17 protein-coding genes are annotated in these 12,330 nt (G+C 61.1%); 12 read left to right on the top strand and 5 right to left on the bottom strand.

Features of this window, described 5'->3' with window-relative positions:
- Positions 1-19: 19 nt before the first annotated feature.
- The 3 genes from F8N82_RS10070 to F8N82_RS10060 all read right to left on the bottom strand — a co-directional run bounded on the left by F8N82_RS10070 (position 20) and on the right by F8N82_RS10060 (position 1,042).
- The gene (locus F8N82_RS10070) at positions 20-316 is read right to left on the bottom strand and encodes a hypothetical protein (protein WP_150776797.1); all 297 of its coding nucleotides are present in this window, start codon (positions 314-316) and stop codon (positions 20-22) included.
- 125 nt (positions 317-441) lie between these two features.
- A complete protein-coding gene (gene trbK / locus F8N82_RS10065) occupies positions 442-666 on the bottom strand; it encodes an entry exclusion lipoprotein TrbK (protein ID WP_038995136.1) in 225 nt (74 codons plus the stop codon).
- Positions 667-772: 106 nt separating this feature from the next.
- Entirely contained in the window at positions 773-1,042 is a 270-nt protein-coding gene (locus tag F8N82_RS10060; protein WP_038995135.1) for a hypothetical protein, read from the bottom strand.
- Between the two features lie 126 nt (positions 1,043-1,168).
- Between F8N82_RS10060 and F8N82_RS10055 the strand changes: the two genes are divergently transcribed.
- The 3 genes from F8N82_RS10055 to F8N82_RS10045 all read left to right on the top strand — a co-directional run bounded on the left by F8N82_RS10055 (position 1,169) and on the right by F8N82_RS10045 (position 3,451).
- Entirely contained in the window at positions 1,169-1,807 is a 639-nt protein-coding gene (locus F8N82_RS10055; RefSeq protein ID WP_150776796.1) for a hypothetical protein, read from the top strand.
- Between the two features lie 411 nt (positions 1,808-2,218).
- Complete coding sequence (locus F8N82_RS10050; RefSeq protein WP_224793738.1) at positions 2,219-2,512, top strand: hypothetical protein; 294 nt, start codon at positions 2,219-2,221, stop codon at positions 2,510-2,512.
- A 15-nt stretch (positions 2,513-2,527) separates the two neighbouring features.
- The gene (locus F8N82_RS10045) at positions 2,528-3,451 is read left to right on the top strand and encodes a DNA cytosine methyltransferase (protein WP_338918692.1); all 924 of its coding nucleotides are present in this window, start codon (positions 2,528-2,530) and stop codon (positions 3,449-3,451) included.
- Positions 3,452-3,456: 5 nt separating this feature from the next.
- On the opposite strand, the gene F8N82_RS10040 is transcribed toward F8N82_RS10045, so the two are convergent.
- Complete coding sequence (locus F8N82_RS10040; protein ID WP_150776795.1) at positions 3,457-3,843, bottom strand: hypothetical protein; 387 nt, start codon at positions 3,841-3,843, stop codon at positions 3,457-3,459.
- Between the two features lie 52 nt (positions 3,844-3,895).
- Between F8N82_RS10040 and F8N82_RS10035 the strand changes: the two genes are divergently transcribed.
- The 9 genes from F8N82_RS10035 (at position 3,896) to F8N82_RS09995 (ending at position 11,253) form a co-directional block, all read left to right on the top strand.
- A complete protein-coding gene (locus tag F8N82_RS10035) occupies positions 3,896-4,870 on the top strand; it encodes a hypothetical protein (protein WP_150776794.1) in 975 nt (324 codons plus the stop codon).
- 86 nt (positions 4,871-4,956) lie between these two features.
- Positions 4,957-5,283, top strand: coding sequence for a hypothetical protein (locus F8N82_RS10030; RefSeq protein ID WP_150776793.1), 327 nt, complete (start codon positions 4,957-4,959; stop codon positions 5,281-5,283).
- Entirely contained in the window at positions 5,280-5,603 is a 324-nt protein-coding gene (locus tag F8N82_RS10025) for a hypothetical protein (RefSeq protein ID WP_150776792.1), read from the top strand. Before F8N82_RS10030 ends, F8N82_RS10025 begins: the two co-directional genes overlap by 4 nt.
- On the top strand, positions 5,600-5,950 hold the full coding sequence (locus F8N82_RS10020) for a DUF4884 domain-containing protein (RefSeq protein WP_150776791.1): 351 nt from the start codon (positions 5,600-5,602) through the stop codon (positions 5,948-5,950). Before F8N82_RS10025 ends, F8N82_RS10020 begins: the two co-directional genes overlap by 4 nt.
- A complete protein-coding gene (locus F8N82_RS10015) occupies positions 5,947-6,321 on the top strand; it encodes an ASCH domain-containing protein (protein WP_150776790.1) in 375 nt (124 codons plus the stop codon). Before F8N82_RS10020 ends, F8N82_RS10015 begins: the two co-directional genes overlap by 4 nt.
- Before the next feature lie 58 nt (positions 6,322-6,379).
- Positions 6,380-6,613: a hypothetical protein gene (locus F8N82_RS10010; RefSeq protein ID WP_150776789.1), complete on the top strand. Its 234-nt coding sequence runs from the start codon at positions 6,380-6,382 to the stop codon at positions 6,611-6,613.
- A gap of 471 nt (positions 6,614-7,084) precedes the next feature.
- Positions 7,085-8,260 carry a tyrosine-type recombinase/integrase gene (locus F8N82_RS10005; RefSeq protein ID WP_150776788.1) on the top strand — a complete coding sequence of 392 codons (1,176 nt, stop codon included), beginning with the start codon at positions 7,085-7,087 and terminating at the stop codon, positions 8,258-8,260.
- Between the two features lie 71 nt (positions 8,261-8,331).
- The gene (locus tag F8N82_RS10000; protein WP_038995126.1) at positions 8,332-9,918 is read left to right on the top strand and encodes an ABC-F family ATPase; all 1,587 of its coding nucleotides are present in this window, start codon (positions 8,332-8,334) and stop codon (positions 9,916-9,918) included.
- 144 nt (positions 9,919-10,062) lie between these two features.
- Positions 10,063-11,253, top strand: coding sequence for an MFS transporter (locus F8N82_RS09995; protein WP_038995124.1), 1,191 nt, complete (start codon positions 10,063-10,065; stop codon positions 11,251-11,253).
- Here F8N82_RS09995 and F8N82_RS09990 read toward each other — a convergent pair.
- Positions 11,247-12,278: an alpha/beta hydrolase family protein gene (locus F8N82_RS09990; RefSeq protein ID WP_038995122.1), complete on the bottom strand. Its 1,032-nt coding sequence runs from the start codon at positions 12,276-12,278 to the stop codon at positions 11,247-11,249. The genes F8N82_RS09995 and F8N82_RS09990 overlap by 7 nt on opposite strands.
- Positions 12,279-12,330 lie beyond the last annotated feature (52 nt).

Below are 12,330 nucleotides of genomic sequence, written 5' to 3'. Positions count from 1 at the left end.
GGCGCTGCCCGCCAGCACCTCAGGAGCCTTCGCTTTTCACCTGGCAAATCCCATTGGCCCGGTTTTTCCCGGTATATGAGACATCAGGCGAGCCATCAGGGTTGATCGACAGCGAGATGGTCACATCGCTGCCCTTGGCTTCGAAGTAGTTCTCGTTGAACTTCTTCAGCTTGCCTTCCTTGCCATTGATGTAGATCGGGCCACCCTTGTCGGCGTGCACCTCGATGTTTCCTGGGCATGTGGCGTTCACCAGCGGAATACCAGCTTGGGCCGCGCCCGACACCGCCAGCAAAGCACCTATCAGTAGTCGCTTCATCTCACGCTCCTTAGTGGATTGACCTATAGGGAAGCAATAACCCATTTCGGCGCTGCCCGCCAGCGCCTTCCCCGCAAACGAAAACGCCGCCCTGATAGGCGGCGTTGAATGACCAAGCGCATGGGTTACCAGGTCTTCGGCTCTGACTTCTTGTACGAGCCACCGGTCATGCACTTCTCAACCAGGTCTTCGCGAGCCTTGTTGTCTGGCAGCGTTTTCAGGTAGTCAGGCTGGCAGTGTTCGGTAGTCGGCTCGTAGGCGGCGGTGTCGACGGCGTCTTCTTTGCAGCCAGCCGAAATGGCTGCAGAGGCTGCTACGAGGGAAATAAAGAGGAGGGATTTCAGAGACATGAGCTCATTCCGTTGAAGTGGCCGGGATTTATAGCAAACCTCGGCCCGCGTCGCAAAGACCACTCAGCGCTGCCCGCCAGCGCCACAGGTCAGTTAAACTCCTCAATTACTTCCGCTCGTACTTGAACTTGCCAAACTCGATTTTGGTACCGGGCTGAGTGAGTCGGTAAATTCCATAGCCCACGGTCGCGGCCGCAGCGACAGACGCTGTGATCTTCGGGTTGGCAACAGCCACTCCAATCACGGCAGAGCCCGCTGCTGCAATTGCTTCTTTGTTCTGAATCGCCAGAGTTATCAGCGTGGCGGTACCGGCGCCTGCCGCTACAACGTCGGCGTCGATCGTTCGGCCTGACTTGTGATCTATGGTATCCGTCATCTGCTTTTCTCCTGGGCATTAGATTGCCAGCACATAAAACACTAGTCGGTGGCTGCTGACTAGCGGCCCCACTCTCTTTTTTGAATACGCCACCCTGGCGAGGGCGGCGCCTGCCTGGAGATAACCATGAGCAAAAATCCAAACGCAGAACCTGCGCCCCGCAAGGTGCTGGCCTACTCCGTGGAAACCGACGATCCCGAAGAATCCACGATCCAATTCGCCACGTCGAACGCGGCGGCCCGGCGCCAGGGCGCGGATGAGATAGGCACGGACATCGGGGCGGTGTCATGCCGCCGTGCTCAGTGGGCCGACCAGTACGCCGATCAGCGGTTCATTCCGGCTAAGGCCTACATCGATGCAGGCTGGTGGTTCGACTGCAACCACTGCGGCATCAGATGCGACAGCGATGCTAGTTATTGGGACGAAGAGACAGATTCCGACATCCCGCTGGACTTGGTATTCGACGGCCGCGTCGTCTACTGCTCTGCGGGTTGCAAGGCAGGGCACGAAGCCGAAGTCACCGCTCGCAATGCCAAGTTTGAAGCATTCAAGGAGCGGGTCGTAGCTGTCCGCCCTGGCGTCACTTTCACCGAATTCACCGGCGGATACCCGTGGTGCGGCAACAGGGCGAAATTCATGTTCCCCGGCGCGCAATACGGAGGCTCGGTAAGCGAAGCCGAGGATGACACCGATCTGAAGTGGTATGTAGCACAGGGGGATAAAGCCGCCTGGGACCACTTCATAGCCGAACAGTCGGCCGCCTGACCCTCCCGCGCTGCCCGCCAGCGACTCAGCCGTTGCCGTGATCGTTGCCACCTCTGCCGTCAATCAACTGAACCTCGAACTGCGCCCCAGGGATTAGTGGCGATGAAGCTACCCAGCGGATTGCATGCCGGGCGCCGCATTTCGGGCAAATCACCTCGATCTGATCCTTCGTGTCGTCCAGATCAAACCGAAGCTCTGCATCACACTTTTTGCACTTGGCCATCTGAGAGCCCTCACGCAGGTATCTACTCAGCATAGCGCCTCCCCACTTCAACGAATCACGCCACCCCGGCAAGGCCGGTGGCTGCCTGGAGATAACCATGAGCACATTCGCAGTCTTCGGCATGACCGCCGACGTAGCGCTGGCTAAGGCCAGGAAGACCGTCAAGACCACCAAGCCAAGCGGTAAAGGTGGCTGCCCCCCTGGAGCTGACCCAGGCTGAGTGGAATCTGGCCGTCGAGCAGCAGGCGGCCAAGATCATGGCCGGCGAGAAGGTGAAGCAGCTGAGCCAGATGTTCGACGCACCGCAGTACGCGCAGCAGTTCATGGAGCTTGCGAGGAAGACCGGCAAGTGCCGCGATCTGCGTATCAGGGCCAAGTGCGAGATCACCGATGCCAAAGGCAAACCGGTGATCAACCCCAAAACCAAAATGCCAAGAATCGGGTGGACCGACTACGCCCACGACATCGCCAAAGTCGCCTGACCCAAGGAATCATCAATGACAAAAGCAATCGACCTGTTCTCCGGTTTCGGCGGATGGAGTACTGGCGCGCGGAAAGCGGGTGTTAAAGTGGTTTGGGCTGCCAATCATTGGCCTGAGGCCGTGAAGTGGCACGCCGCCAATCACCCTCATGCTGAGCACGTTTGCCAGGACCTGCACCAGGCCCGATGGGAGCAAGTGCCAGCACACGACTTGCTGCTGGCCTCCCCATGCTGCCAGGGGCACTCGAAGGCTCGGGGCAAGAAGTCCGGCAATCCGCAGCACGACTCATCCCGCTCGACAGCCTGGGCCGTCGTGTCAGCACTGGAGTTCCACCAGCCCGAGGCAGGACTGATCGAGAACGTTCAAGAGTTTATGGACTGGGCTCTCTACCCGGCTTGGCTCGCTGCGGTGCAGGCGCTGGGCTACCAGGTCGCACCGCATGTCGTGGACTGTGCCGACCTTGGCGTGCCGCAGCACCGCGTGCGGCTGTTCCTGGTCCTGACCCGCAGCAAAGCACCGCTGATGCTCGAGCTGCACCGGCACCAGCATGTACCAGCCGCCAGCTTCCTCGACTTCGACGCCGGACGCTGGTCGCAGATCGAGAAGCCAGGCAGGGCCCAGGCCACGCTCGACCGGGTTCGCAATGGCCGGGCCCGCTTCGGTGAGCGATTCATCATGCCTTACTACGGCAAAGGCTCTGGCACCACCGGGCGCGACATCAACCGGCCGATCGGCACCATCACCACCCTGGACCGCTGGGCCTTGGTCGATGGCGACCAGATGCGAATGCTCAGCGCCGACGAGGCCCTGGCCGCAATGTCTTTCCCGGCCGACACCCTGCGCCCGGATAACCATCGGCTGACCATGCACATGGCCGGCAACGCCGTGCCGCCGCTGGCTGGACAGCGAGTGATCGAAGCCCTGATGAAAGCCGCCTGAGCCCTTCACATCGCCAGCAGGTTGTTGATGATCACGTCCCCATACCCCCACACAATCGTGCCGACAACAATGAGCACGAAGGACGTTTTATTGGCCACATCCAGACGCGCCTTGAACTGATCCAGGACTGCGCATCCATCATCGTCACCCCAAGTACCCGGGACATGCAGCCTGGCCACGAGAACCTTGATAAGGGCTGCGGCGAACATTGAGAACACGGTTGTGATGGCGCCGCTGCGCTGGAACCAAACGCCCAGTGGCTCACCGATTGGACGGGCAGCCTCGAGGAAAGACAGGACAGGCACCGCTACAGCGATCAGCAGCAAAGCTGTCACCCCGGTGTAGTCGAGCCATGCCTGCTTTCGGAATGTTGCTTGTCGCTGAAGATCCATTTTCCCTCTCCCATCAACCATCAGCAGAGCATAGCTTTGCAGAGGTATCCCCATGCCCACAGAAAACCGATCCAGCAACACCGAACAGATGGTCAGCGTGCCGCGTGCCGATGTTGTCGAGATGGTAAAAGGTGCAAGGTCTATGGGGTGGAGCTTGGCTGAAAAGTTGAGCGCCCTTCTCGCCCAGCCAGCCGCCCAGCACCAGGGCGAGCCGGTGGGTTGGACCTACGAAGATGGGAAGGAATACACCGCCTGCCCAGATCATGCGCACGACCTCAGGGCGGAAGGCATCGAGCTGACTCCCGTCTACCGCCACCCCCCAGTGCAAAGCCGGGGCGAGCCGGTGGCGTATCAGCGGCGGTGCAAGACGGTTAATGAGGGATCGCAATGGAGGCATTGGGTTGACTGCACGGAGGAGGATTACAGAAAGACTATCGAAAATCCCGGGCCCAATCCGCGCGGGATTATTCGTGAAGCAAGGAAACTGTATACCCACGCCGATGTTGGCGAGGTTGAGCGGCTGCACAATGGCCACGTAAAGTCGCTGGAAGCACTGAACCAGCAAACCGAAAAGCAGCGCGATCACTGGATGGCTGAATGCGACACCCTGCGCGCCCAAGTTATTGAAGCGAATTGCGAGATTGAAAAGCTCCGCGCCAAATTGGCCGAGCTGGATGTGCTGCTTCGTGAAGCGATAGGCGATGCTGACGCGCGAAATTTCTTCGGGCAAGCCACCCTGGATCGGATTACCGAAATCCTATCCGCCAGCGCAGAGCCGAGCGCGCCGGTTGAGCGCGGCCCATGGCAGCCGATCACAGCGCCAGGCCAGATCCAGGAAGGCGACTGGCTCAGCTTCACGGTAGCCGGCGGTTTCATCTGCGCGCAGGCCCGGCTGATCATCAACCCAGGTACGCCGCGCGAAGAGATCATCTACAACCGGAAGAAGAACCACTACTTCGTGACCTCGATGGCCATCGACGGTAGCAGCACCCACAAGGGCGTGCTCGTGGCAAAGGCTCAAGCTTGACCAAGGGAGTACATTTGTACTCCACCCCAGCTTTAACCCCTCTCCCCTCTATTGAACAGCCGCGATATGGCGGCCAAGGAATCGTCATGCCTGAAGAAATCAAGCTGATCCAGCCGGCGCCGGTCGTGCGCGACGAAAATGGGATGTTCCAGCATCCGGACCTTCCCGACTTCGACGAGGGTGATGGCGACAAGTGCAAGGCCTGGATTGCCGAGCAGGGCCTGCAGGTCTGCATGGTCAGCCTGGAATATGCTGACGAGGCGATCGCTAACCGGTACTTCGAAAGTCATGACCCGGATTGCAGCTACTGGGAGCCTGAACGGCCCAGTGGTGGTGACTGGTTCTGCCTGGCGATCCACGACACCGATGACGGCCCTGTGTGCTGGTGGGCGCGGCGTGAGGTGGCGTCATGAACAGGCGGAAAACACACTTCACCTTCGGCGGATCAGGTGCGCCACAAGATGACGGAGACGAGTACGTTTTCTGCGGCACCAGTCTGATCGAAGGCGACTTCACCACAAAGGAAGGCATGGTGACCTGCAAGCGCTGCATCAAGGCGCTGGCTGCGCACCATGAGGCGCACCAGATGGACATGGAGAAGCGCAAGGCCGAACTCTACGACGAGGTATGGACGCTCGCCAAAACCCTTGGCTGGATGAACGTGACGGACGCCCTGCGCTATGCCGGGCCGGCAGGTGACTATTACAAGCAGCTGCGCGAGGTGCAGCCATGACCCGCCTCGCCCTCTGCCTCCTGCTGCTGGCCACCCTGGCCGGCTGCCGGGAGCCTGACAAGCCCGCCGCCACCGTCGTCGCCGGTACATACAAGGTCGACAAGCTTTTCACTGTCGACGGCTGCACCGTCTACCGCTTTCTCGACAGCGGAAGCAACAAGTACTTCACGAACTGCTCGGGCACTACGGCCTGGAGCGAGGACTGCGGCAAGGGCTGCGACCCTCAAAAGGGGGTGCCTGGGGGCGCTCACCGCACCGAGCGCCAGCTCTCCCGGCACGAAACCCAACCCGAACCTACACCCGCACTGGCGCCTGGGCGCTGGATTGATGAGAGGTATGAGCTGTGAAAGCACTTTCAATTAAGCAGCCATGGGCCTGGCTGATCATCCACGGTGGTAAGGACATCGAGAACCGAACCTGGCACACGAAGCTGCGCGGGCGGTTTCTGGTACATGCGTCTAAGGGCATGACCAGCAACGAGTTCACCCAGGCTCTGCTGTTCTGTTCGGAGCGCGGCCTGCCAATGCCCGATCGTGACGACATGATGCGCGGTGGAATCATCGGCTCAGTTGAGCTTGTGGATTCAGTCGATCACAGCAAATCACCTTGGTACACGGGAGACAAGGCATTCGCGCTGCACGACCCCAAGCCTCTCCCCTTCATCCCGCTAAAGGGCCGGCTGGGGTTCTTCGACGTGCCGAAGGAGCTGATGCCATGATCCTACCCATCGCCGCCCCGCTCTACATGGCCTGGATGATCTGGAAGGGGCCGAGGCCATGAGCCGGTTCATTGCCGTGATTCACGGCTGGCACGTCCACAGCAAAGGCTTCAACGTGCACCAGCTATCAGCGACCAGCCACGATGAAGCCCAGAAGGAAGCCTGCTGGCTCAACCAGCAGCGGGATGCCCCCTTCGACCGCTGCGCTTATGTAGTGGTCGAAATCGACGACCGCGAACACCTTCCCCGGCGCCTGACCTGGCGCGAACGCCTCACCGGCAAGATTCAGTAACCCCTCCCCCTACAACAACTCAAGCCTGCCGGTAGGTGGGCGAGGATGAGCTATGTCCGATGTCAACGTGAAGTGCTGCCGATGCCGGAACCAGCACAAGGAGAGCGAGCGCATCTCCGTGGCAAGTAAGTGGCTCGAAGGAGCCAGTACGATGGTGTGCCCACGCTGCCGATGCACCAGCTATTACCGGCTCGACGACAAGCTGCCGAGCTAACCCCTCCCCACCTCTGCCGCCATGCGCGGCGTGGAGACAATCATGCAAACCATTAGGAAAAAGCCCGGTGATGAACTCGCCGAACAGGAACAGGCCGTTGCCCAGGGAATGGACAAGGTTACAGAAGAGAAGATGGCCGAATTGCTGGGGATCACGCTGCGGGCGCTCCAGACCAGGCGCCAGCGGGGAAAGATCCCTGAAGGCATCTGGAACCGAAACGGCCGCAGCATCATTTACAGCAGATGGAGATATGAGGAATGGCTCGAAAGCCTGTGGGTTTGCCCCCTGGAGTTGAAATCAGAGGGGACGCGCTCCGGATCCGTTTCACTTGGAACGGTGAGCGCCGCGGGGAAACACTTGCCCATCCCCCGACAGCGCAAGGGATCAAGGCGGCCAGCCGTCTACGTGATCAAGTAGTCAACCTCATCAAACACGGCCTGCTGGATGACGAGAAGTACGCCGACCTGTTCCCTGGGTCGGACCTCGCGCTCTCGGCGCAAGCCACGATACCGAGCTTTGGTGAGTACGCTCAGCTCTGGCTGGACAGCCGGCACATCGTTGGCGGCACACGCAACAACTATAAGAGCAGCTTCAACCTCTATTGGATGCCGTACCTAGGCCTGCGCCGGATCGACATGATCACCCCGACCATGCTGCGCGGGATCATTGCCAGCATAGAATGGTCCTCTACCGGCGTGAAGCGCAATGCAATCATCAAGCTCGCCAGCGTGTTCAAGACAGCGGTGCTGGACGGGCTGATCGCGAAAAACCCGACCTCATCGCTCGACAAGCCCAAAGCAGTGAAGAAGGTGGTTGACCCCTACACCAGGGATGAGGCCGAACGGATTATTGCCCACCTATACAGGACGCTGCACAAGTACTCGCAGATCTATGCGCCCTTCTTCGAGTTCGCTTTCTTCACCGGGCTGCGGCCGGGTGAGGCTATGGCCCTGCAATGGGATGACATCGACCTGGAGGCAAGAACCGCGAACATTCGGCGCATTATCGTCGATGGCCAGCCGGAAGACAGGACCAAGACCAAGCACCACCGGGTGATCCTGCTCAATGAACGCGCACTCCACGCCTTGCGCCAGGCCCGGCGCCTGGCCGATCTGCGCCGAATCGCCTCGAAGTCCGCGACTCCCACCAGCCCATTTGTGTTCCAGCCAGGTAAAGGCGGGATGTGGATCAGAGAGCCAAGTGTTACAATCAAGCACTTCAAGCTCGCGCTCAAGGCGCTGGGCATCCGTGAACGTCGGCAGTACGACACACGCCACACCTACGCAACCATGTGCCTAATGGCTGGGATGAACCCCGCGTTCATCGCGAACCAGCTCGGCCATAGCGTCGAGATGTTGCTCTCTACTTACGCAAAATGGATCAGCTCCTCCTCGGATTGGAGGGAGCTGGAGAAGCTGCCGGCTAGAGTCTGATTGGCCCAAAATTGGCCCAATTCAGGCGACGGCACCTAAACACACCTCTGGAACCCCCGCAGGATAAGCACTTGATTTCTACCGCTAACATCACCATGCAGTTCGGCGCCAAGCCCTTGTTCGAGAACGTCTCGGTCAAGTTCAACAACGGCAACCGCTACGGCCTGATCGGCGCCAACGGCTGCGGCAAGTCGACCTTCATGAAAATCCTCGGCAACGATCTGGAGCCGTCCGCCGGCCAGGTCATGCTCGAGCCGAACGTACGCCTGGGTAAACTGCGCCAGGATCAGTTCGCCTACGAAGAATTCACCGTGATCGACACCGTGATCATGGGCCACGAAGAGCTGTGGAAGGTCAAGGCCGAGCGCGATCGCATCTACTCGCTGCCGGAAATGACCGAAGAAGACGGCATGGCGGTTGCCGAGCTGGAAACCGAGTTCGCCGAAATGGACGGCTACACCGCCGAATCCCGCGCCGGTGAGCTGCTGCTGGGCCTGGGTATCCCGCTGGAACAGCATTTCGGCCCGATGACCGAAGTCGCGCCAGGCTGGAAACTGCGCGTTCTGCTGGCCCAGGCGCTGTTCTCGGACCCGGAAGTGTTGCTGCTCGACGAGCCAACCAACCACCTGGACATCAACACCATCCGCTGGCTGGAAAACATTCTCACGGCGCGTAACAGCACCATGATCATCATTTCCCACGACCGCCACTTCCTCAACAGCGTCTGCACCCACATGGCCGACCTGGACTACGGTGAGCTGCGCCTGTTCCCGGGCAACTACGACGAGTACATGACCGCCGCGACCCAATCGCGCGAGCAACTGCTGTCGGACAACGCCAAGAAGAAAGCCCAGATCGCCGAGCTGCAGACCTTCGTCAGCCGCTTCTCGGCCAACGCCTCGAAAGCCAAGCAGGCCACTTCGCGCGCCAAGCAGATCGACAAGATCCAGCTGGCCGAGGTCAAGCCATCGAGCCGGGTCAGCCCGTTCATCCGCTTCGAGCAGACCAAAAAGCTGCACCGCCAGGCCGTGACCATCGAGAAGATGTCCAAGGGCTTCGACGGCAAGACCCTGTTCGAGAACTTCAGCTTCACCGTCGAAGCTGGCGAGCGCGTAGCGATCATCGGCCCCAACGGTATCGGCAAGACCACCCTGCTGCGCACCCTGGTCGGTGAGCTGACCCCGGATGCCGGTGCGGTGAAATGGACCGAAAGCGCCGAGCTTGGCTACTACGCCCAGGACCACGCCCACGACTTCGAAGAAGACCTGAGCCTGTTCGACTGGATGGGCCAGTGGACCCAGGGCGAGCAAGTGATCCGTGGCACCCTGGGGCGCATGCTGTTCTCCAACGACGAGATCCTCAAGTCGGTCAAGGTGATCTCCGGTGGTGAGCAAGGCCGCATGCTGTTTGGCAAGCTGATCCTGCAAAAGCCCAACGTACTGGTGATGGACGAACCGACCAACCACCTGGACATGGAATCGATCGAGGCGCTCAACCTGGCGCTGGAGAACTACCCGGGCACGCTGCTGTTCGTCAGCCACGACCGTGAATTTGTGTCGTCGCTGGCCACCCGCATCATCGAGCTGAGCCCGAGCGGTGTGGTGGACTTCAGCGGTACCTACGATGACTACCTGCGTAGCCAGGGTGTGGTGATCTGATCTATCGCTGATCGCGGGGCAAGCCCGCTCCTACAACAGGAGCGGGCTTGCCAGCGATGCTGAAAAATCCGTTAGCCTGCTTCCTTTTCTCTTCGCACCCGGCGATCATGGGCCCTCTCCCACCGCCCGCCAGCGAACGAGCTCATGTCCGCGCAACAACCCGCTCCCGTCGACACTGGGTCAATCACCCGGCACATTCTCTCGATTGTCTTTTATACCTTTATCGCCTTCCTCTGCATCGGCCTGCCGATCGCGGTGCTGCCCAGCTATGTGCATGATCAACTGGGCTTTAGTGCCGTCATTGCCGGCATCACCATCGGCCTGCAATACCTGGCCACCCTGCTCAGCCGCCCTCTTGCCGGGCGCGCGGCCGACAGCCTGGGCACCAAGCGGGCAATCATCTACGGGCTGATCGGCATCGCCGCCAGTGGCGTGCTGACCTTTGCTTCGGCGTTGACTATAAATGTGCCGCTGCTGAGCCTGCTGGCGCTGTTGGGCGGTCGCGTGCTGCTGGGCATCGCCCAGGGGCTGATCGGCGTGGGCACCTTGAGCTGGGGTATCGGTGCGGTGGGCGCCGAGCAGACCGCGCGGGTGATTTCCTGGAACGGCATTGCCTCCTACGGCGCCATTGCCATCGGCGCGCCGCTGGGGGTGATGCTGGTCGACCAGGTCAATTTCGCTACCCTGGGCCTGGCCTTGAGTGCGCTGGCGGGGCTGGCGTTGCTGGTGATTCGCAATAAGCCGTCGACGCCGGTGGTGCGCGGCGAACGCCTGCCGTTCTGGGCCGCATTCGGCCGGGTCGCACCGTGCGGGGTCAGCTTGACGCTGGCGTCGATCGGCTACGGCACCTTGACCACCTTCGTCACCTTGTTCTACTTGGAACAGGGCTGGAGCGGCGCGGCCTGGTGCCTCAGCGCTTTTGGCGTGTGTTTCATCCTGTCCCGGTTGCTGTTCGTCAACGCGGTCAACCGCTTTGGCGGTTATCCGGTAGCCATGGCCTGCATGGCCACCGAAGCCCTGGGCCTGGCCTTGCTGTGGCTGGCGCCCAGCCCGGTGCTGGCCTTGATTGGCGCAGGGTTTGCCGGTTTCGGCCTGTCGCTGGTGTATCCGGCGCTCGGGGTGGAGGCAATCAAACAGGTGCCCAGCTCCAGCCGCGGTGCGGGCCTGGGCGCCTATGCGGTGTTCTTCGACCTGGCCCTGGCGATTGCCGGGCCGTTGATGGGCGCGGTGGCCCTGCACCTGGGCTATGCCTGGATTTTCTGCGTGGCGGCCTTGCTCGCGCTGCTGGGGGTTGGCTTGACCTTGCTGCTGTCGCGACGCGCCAGCGTTTACTGATCGGCCATATGCAGCCCGCCCTGGTGGCGGTCGCCCAGGGTATGGGTGAAAAACCGTGCGGCCTCGGCCTGCAGCGACAGGTGAATATCCTCACGATCGACGCCGTCCGGGTCGTTGCACAAGGCGGCCATCCTCTGCCGCTGTTCATCGTCGCACGGCGCCATGAAGACGAAATGCCCGGCGCCGGCCAGCAACGTGTAGTTGGGGGTGACCGGCAGCTTGCGCGCCAGCGCCTGGGCGTTCTTGTCGATGGCCAGCAACTGGTCCTTGTCGCCGCTGTAAATCAACGCCGCAACCTTGACCTCGGCCAGGGCGTGACGGCCGAACATCAGGCTCAACGGCGCCATCAGCAACAGCGCCTTGACTCGCGGATCGGGCGCGGCACGCAGGTCAGCGCGGTCGGCGATCAGCACCCCCTTGGTCTTGCAGGCATCGGCATCCAGCGGATGCTCCTGGCAATAACGCTGCAAGCGCGCAAGGTCCGGTTTTGCGCCTGAGAGGATCAAGGCGGTCTCGCCACCGGCCGAATAGCCGATCACGCCCACCTGCGGGCCATTGATGTACGGCGCGAGAAAGCCATCATCAAAGCTGGCAGTGATCGCCGCACTGATCTGCAAGGGCCGCCCATACAGGTTACTCAAAGTCCCCAGGCGGCTATGGTCATGGGCATTGTCGCCTGGGTGGGTCACAGCAACGACGATAAAGCCACGACGGGCCAAGGCCGTGGCCAGGTCATGCAAGGCCAGGGGCGTGCCGGTGTTGCCGTGGGACAGCATCAATAGCGGATAACGGCCCATGACCATCGGCGCGCCTTCCCAGGCCTGGACCCGATAACCGTCAATGCGGCTGCTGCGCTCGGGGGCGCTGGAGGGATAGAACGCCAGGGCCTGCACCGGTTGTGCATCCAGCGGGTCGGCGAAGTTCAGCCGGTGCACGCCGACACTCCAGTGCGCAGCCGGCTCGGCCTGCACCGTCAGCGGGCTGCCAAGCAGGACAAGCAGGAGTAACGCGCCAAGTCGCCGCATCGTTTTGCACCTAAAGCAACGCTATCGCTTAATGCTGATAGTGCGCAGCATA

Source organism: Pseudomonas fluorescens (assembly GCF_902497775.2).
GTDB classification, from domain to species: domain Bacteria; phylum Pseudomonadota; class Gammaproteobacteria; order Pseudomonadales; family Pseudomonadaceae; genus Aquipseudomonas; species Aquipseudomonas putida_F.
Note: the sequence above shows the minus strand (reverse complement) of the source record. Positions and strands in the feature narration are given on the sequence as shown.

What these genes read in the sequence shown, in the direction of transcription:
- F8N82_RS10070 (WP_150776797.1), bottom strand. Translation starts at nt 316, where the DNA reads ATGAAGCGACTACTGATAGGTGCTTTGCTGGCGGTGTCGGGCGCGGCC.
- trbK (WP_038995136.1), bottom strand. Translation starts at nt 666, where the DNA reads ATGTCTCTGAAATCCCTCCTCTTTATTTCCCTCGTAGCAGCCTCTGCA.
- F8N82_RS10060 (WP_038995135.1), bottom strand. Translation starts at nt 1,042, where the DNA reads ATGACGGATACCATAGATCACAAGTCAGGCCGAACGATCGACGCCGAC.
- F8N82_RS10055 (WP_150776796.1), top strand. Translation starts at nt 1,169, where the DNA reads ATGAGCAAAAATCCAAACGCAGAACCTGCGCCCCGCAAGGTGCTGGCC.
- F8N82_RS10045 (WP_338918692.1), top strand. Translation starts at nt 2,528, where the DNA reads ATGACAAAAGCAATCGACCTGTTCTCCGGTTTCGGCGGATGGAGTACT.
- F8N82_RS10040 (WP_150776795.1), bottom strand. Translation starts at nt 3,843, where the DNA reads ATGGATCTTCAGCGACAAGCAACATTCCGAAAGCAGGCATGGCTCGAC.
- F8N82_RS10035 (WP_150776794.1), top strand. Translation starts at nt 3,896, where the DNA reads ATGCCCACAGAAAACCGATCCAGCAACACCGAACAGATGGTCAGCGTG.
- F8N82_RS10030 (WP_150776793.1), top strand. Translation starts at nt 4,957, where the DNA reads ATGCCTGAAGAAATCAAGCTGATCCAGCCGGCGCCGGTCGTGCGCGAC.
- F8N82_RS10025 (WP_150776792.1), top strand. Translation starts at nt 5,280, where the DNA reads ATGAACAGGCGGAAAACACACTTCACCTTCGGCGGATCAGGTGCGCCA.
- F8N82_RS10020 (WP_150776791.1), top strand. Translation starts at nt 5,600, where the DNA reads ATGACCCGCCTCGCCCTCTGCCTCCTGCTGCTGGCCACCCTGGCCGGC.
- F8N82_RS10010 (WP_150776789.1), top strand. Translation starts at nt 6,380, where the DNA reads ATGAGCCGGTTCATTGCCGTGATTCACGGCTGGCACGTCCACAGCAAA.
- F8N82_RS10005 (WP_150776788.1), top strand. Translation starts at nt 7,085, where the DNA reads ATGGCTCGAAAGCCTGTGGGTTTGCCCCCTGGAGTTGAAATCAGAGGG.
- F8N82_RS09995 (WP_038995124.1), top strand. Translation starts at nt 10,063, where the DNA reads ATGTCCGCGCAACAACCCGCTCCCGTCGACACTGGGTCAATCACCCGG.
- F8N82_RS09990 (WP_038995122.1), bottom strand. Translation starts at nt 12,278, where the DNA reads ATGCGGCGACTTGGCGCGTTACTCCTGCTTGTCCTGCTTGGCAGCCCG.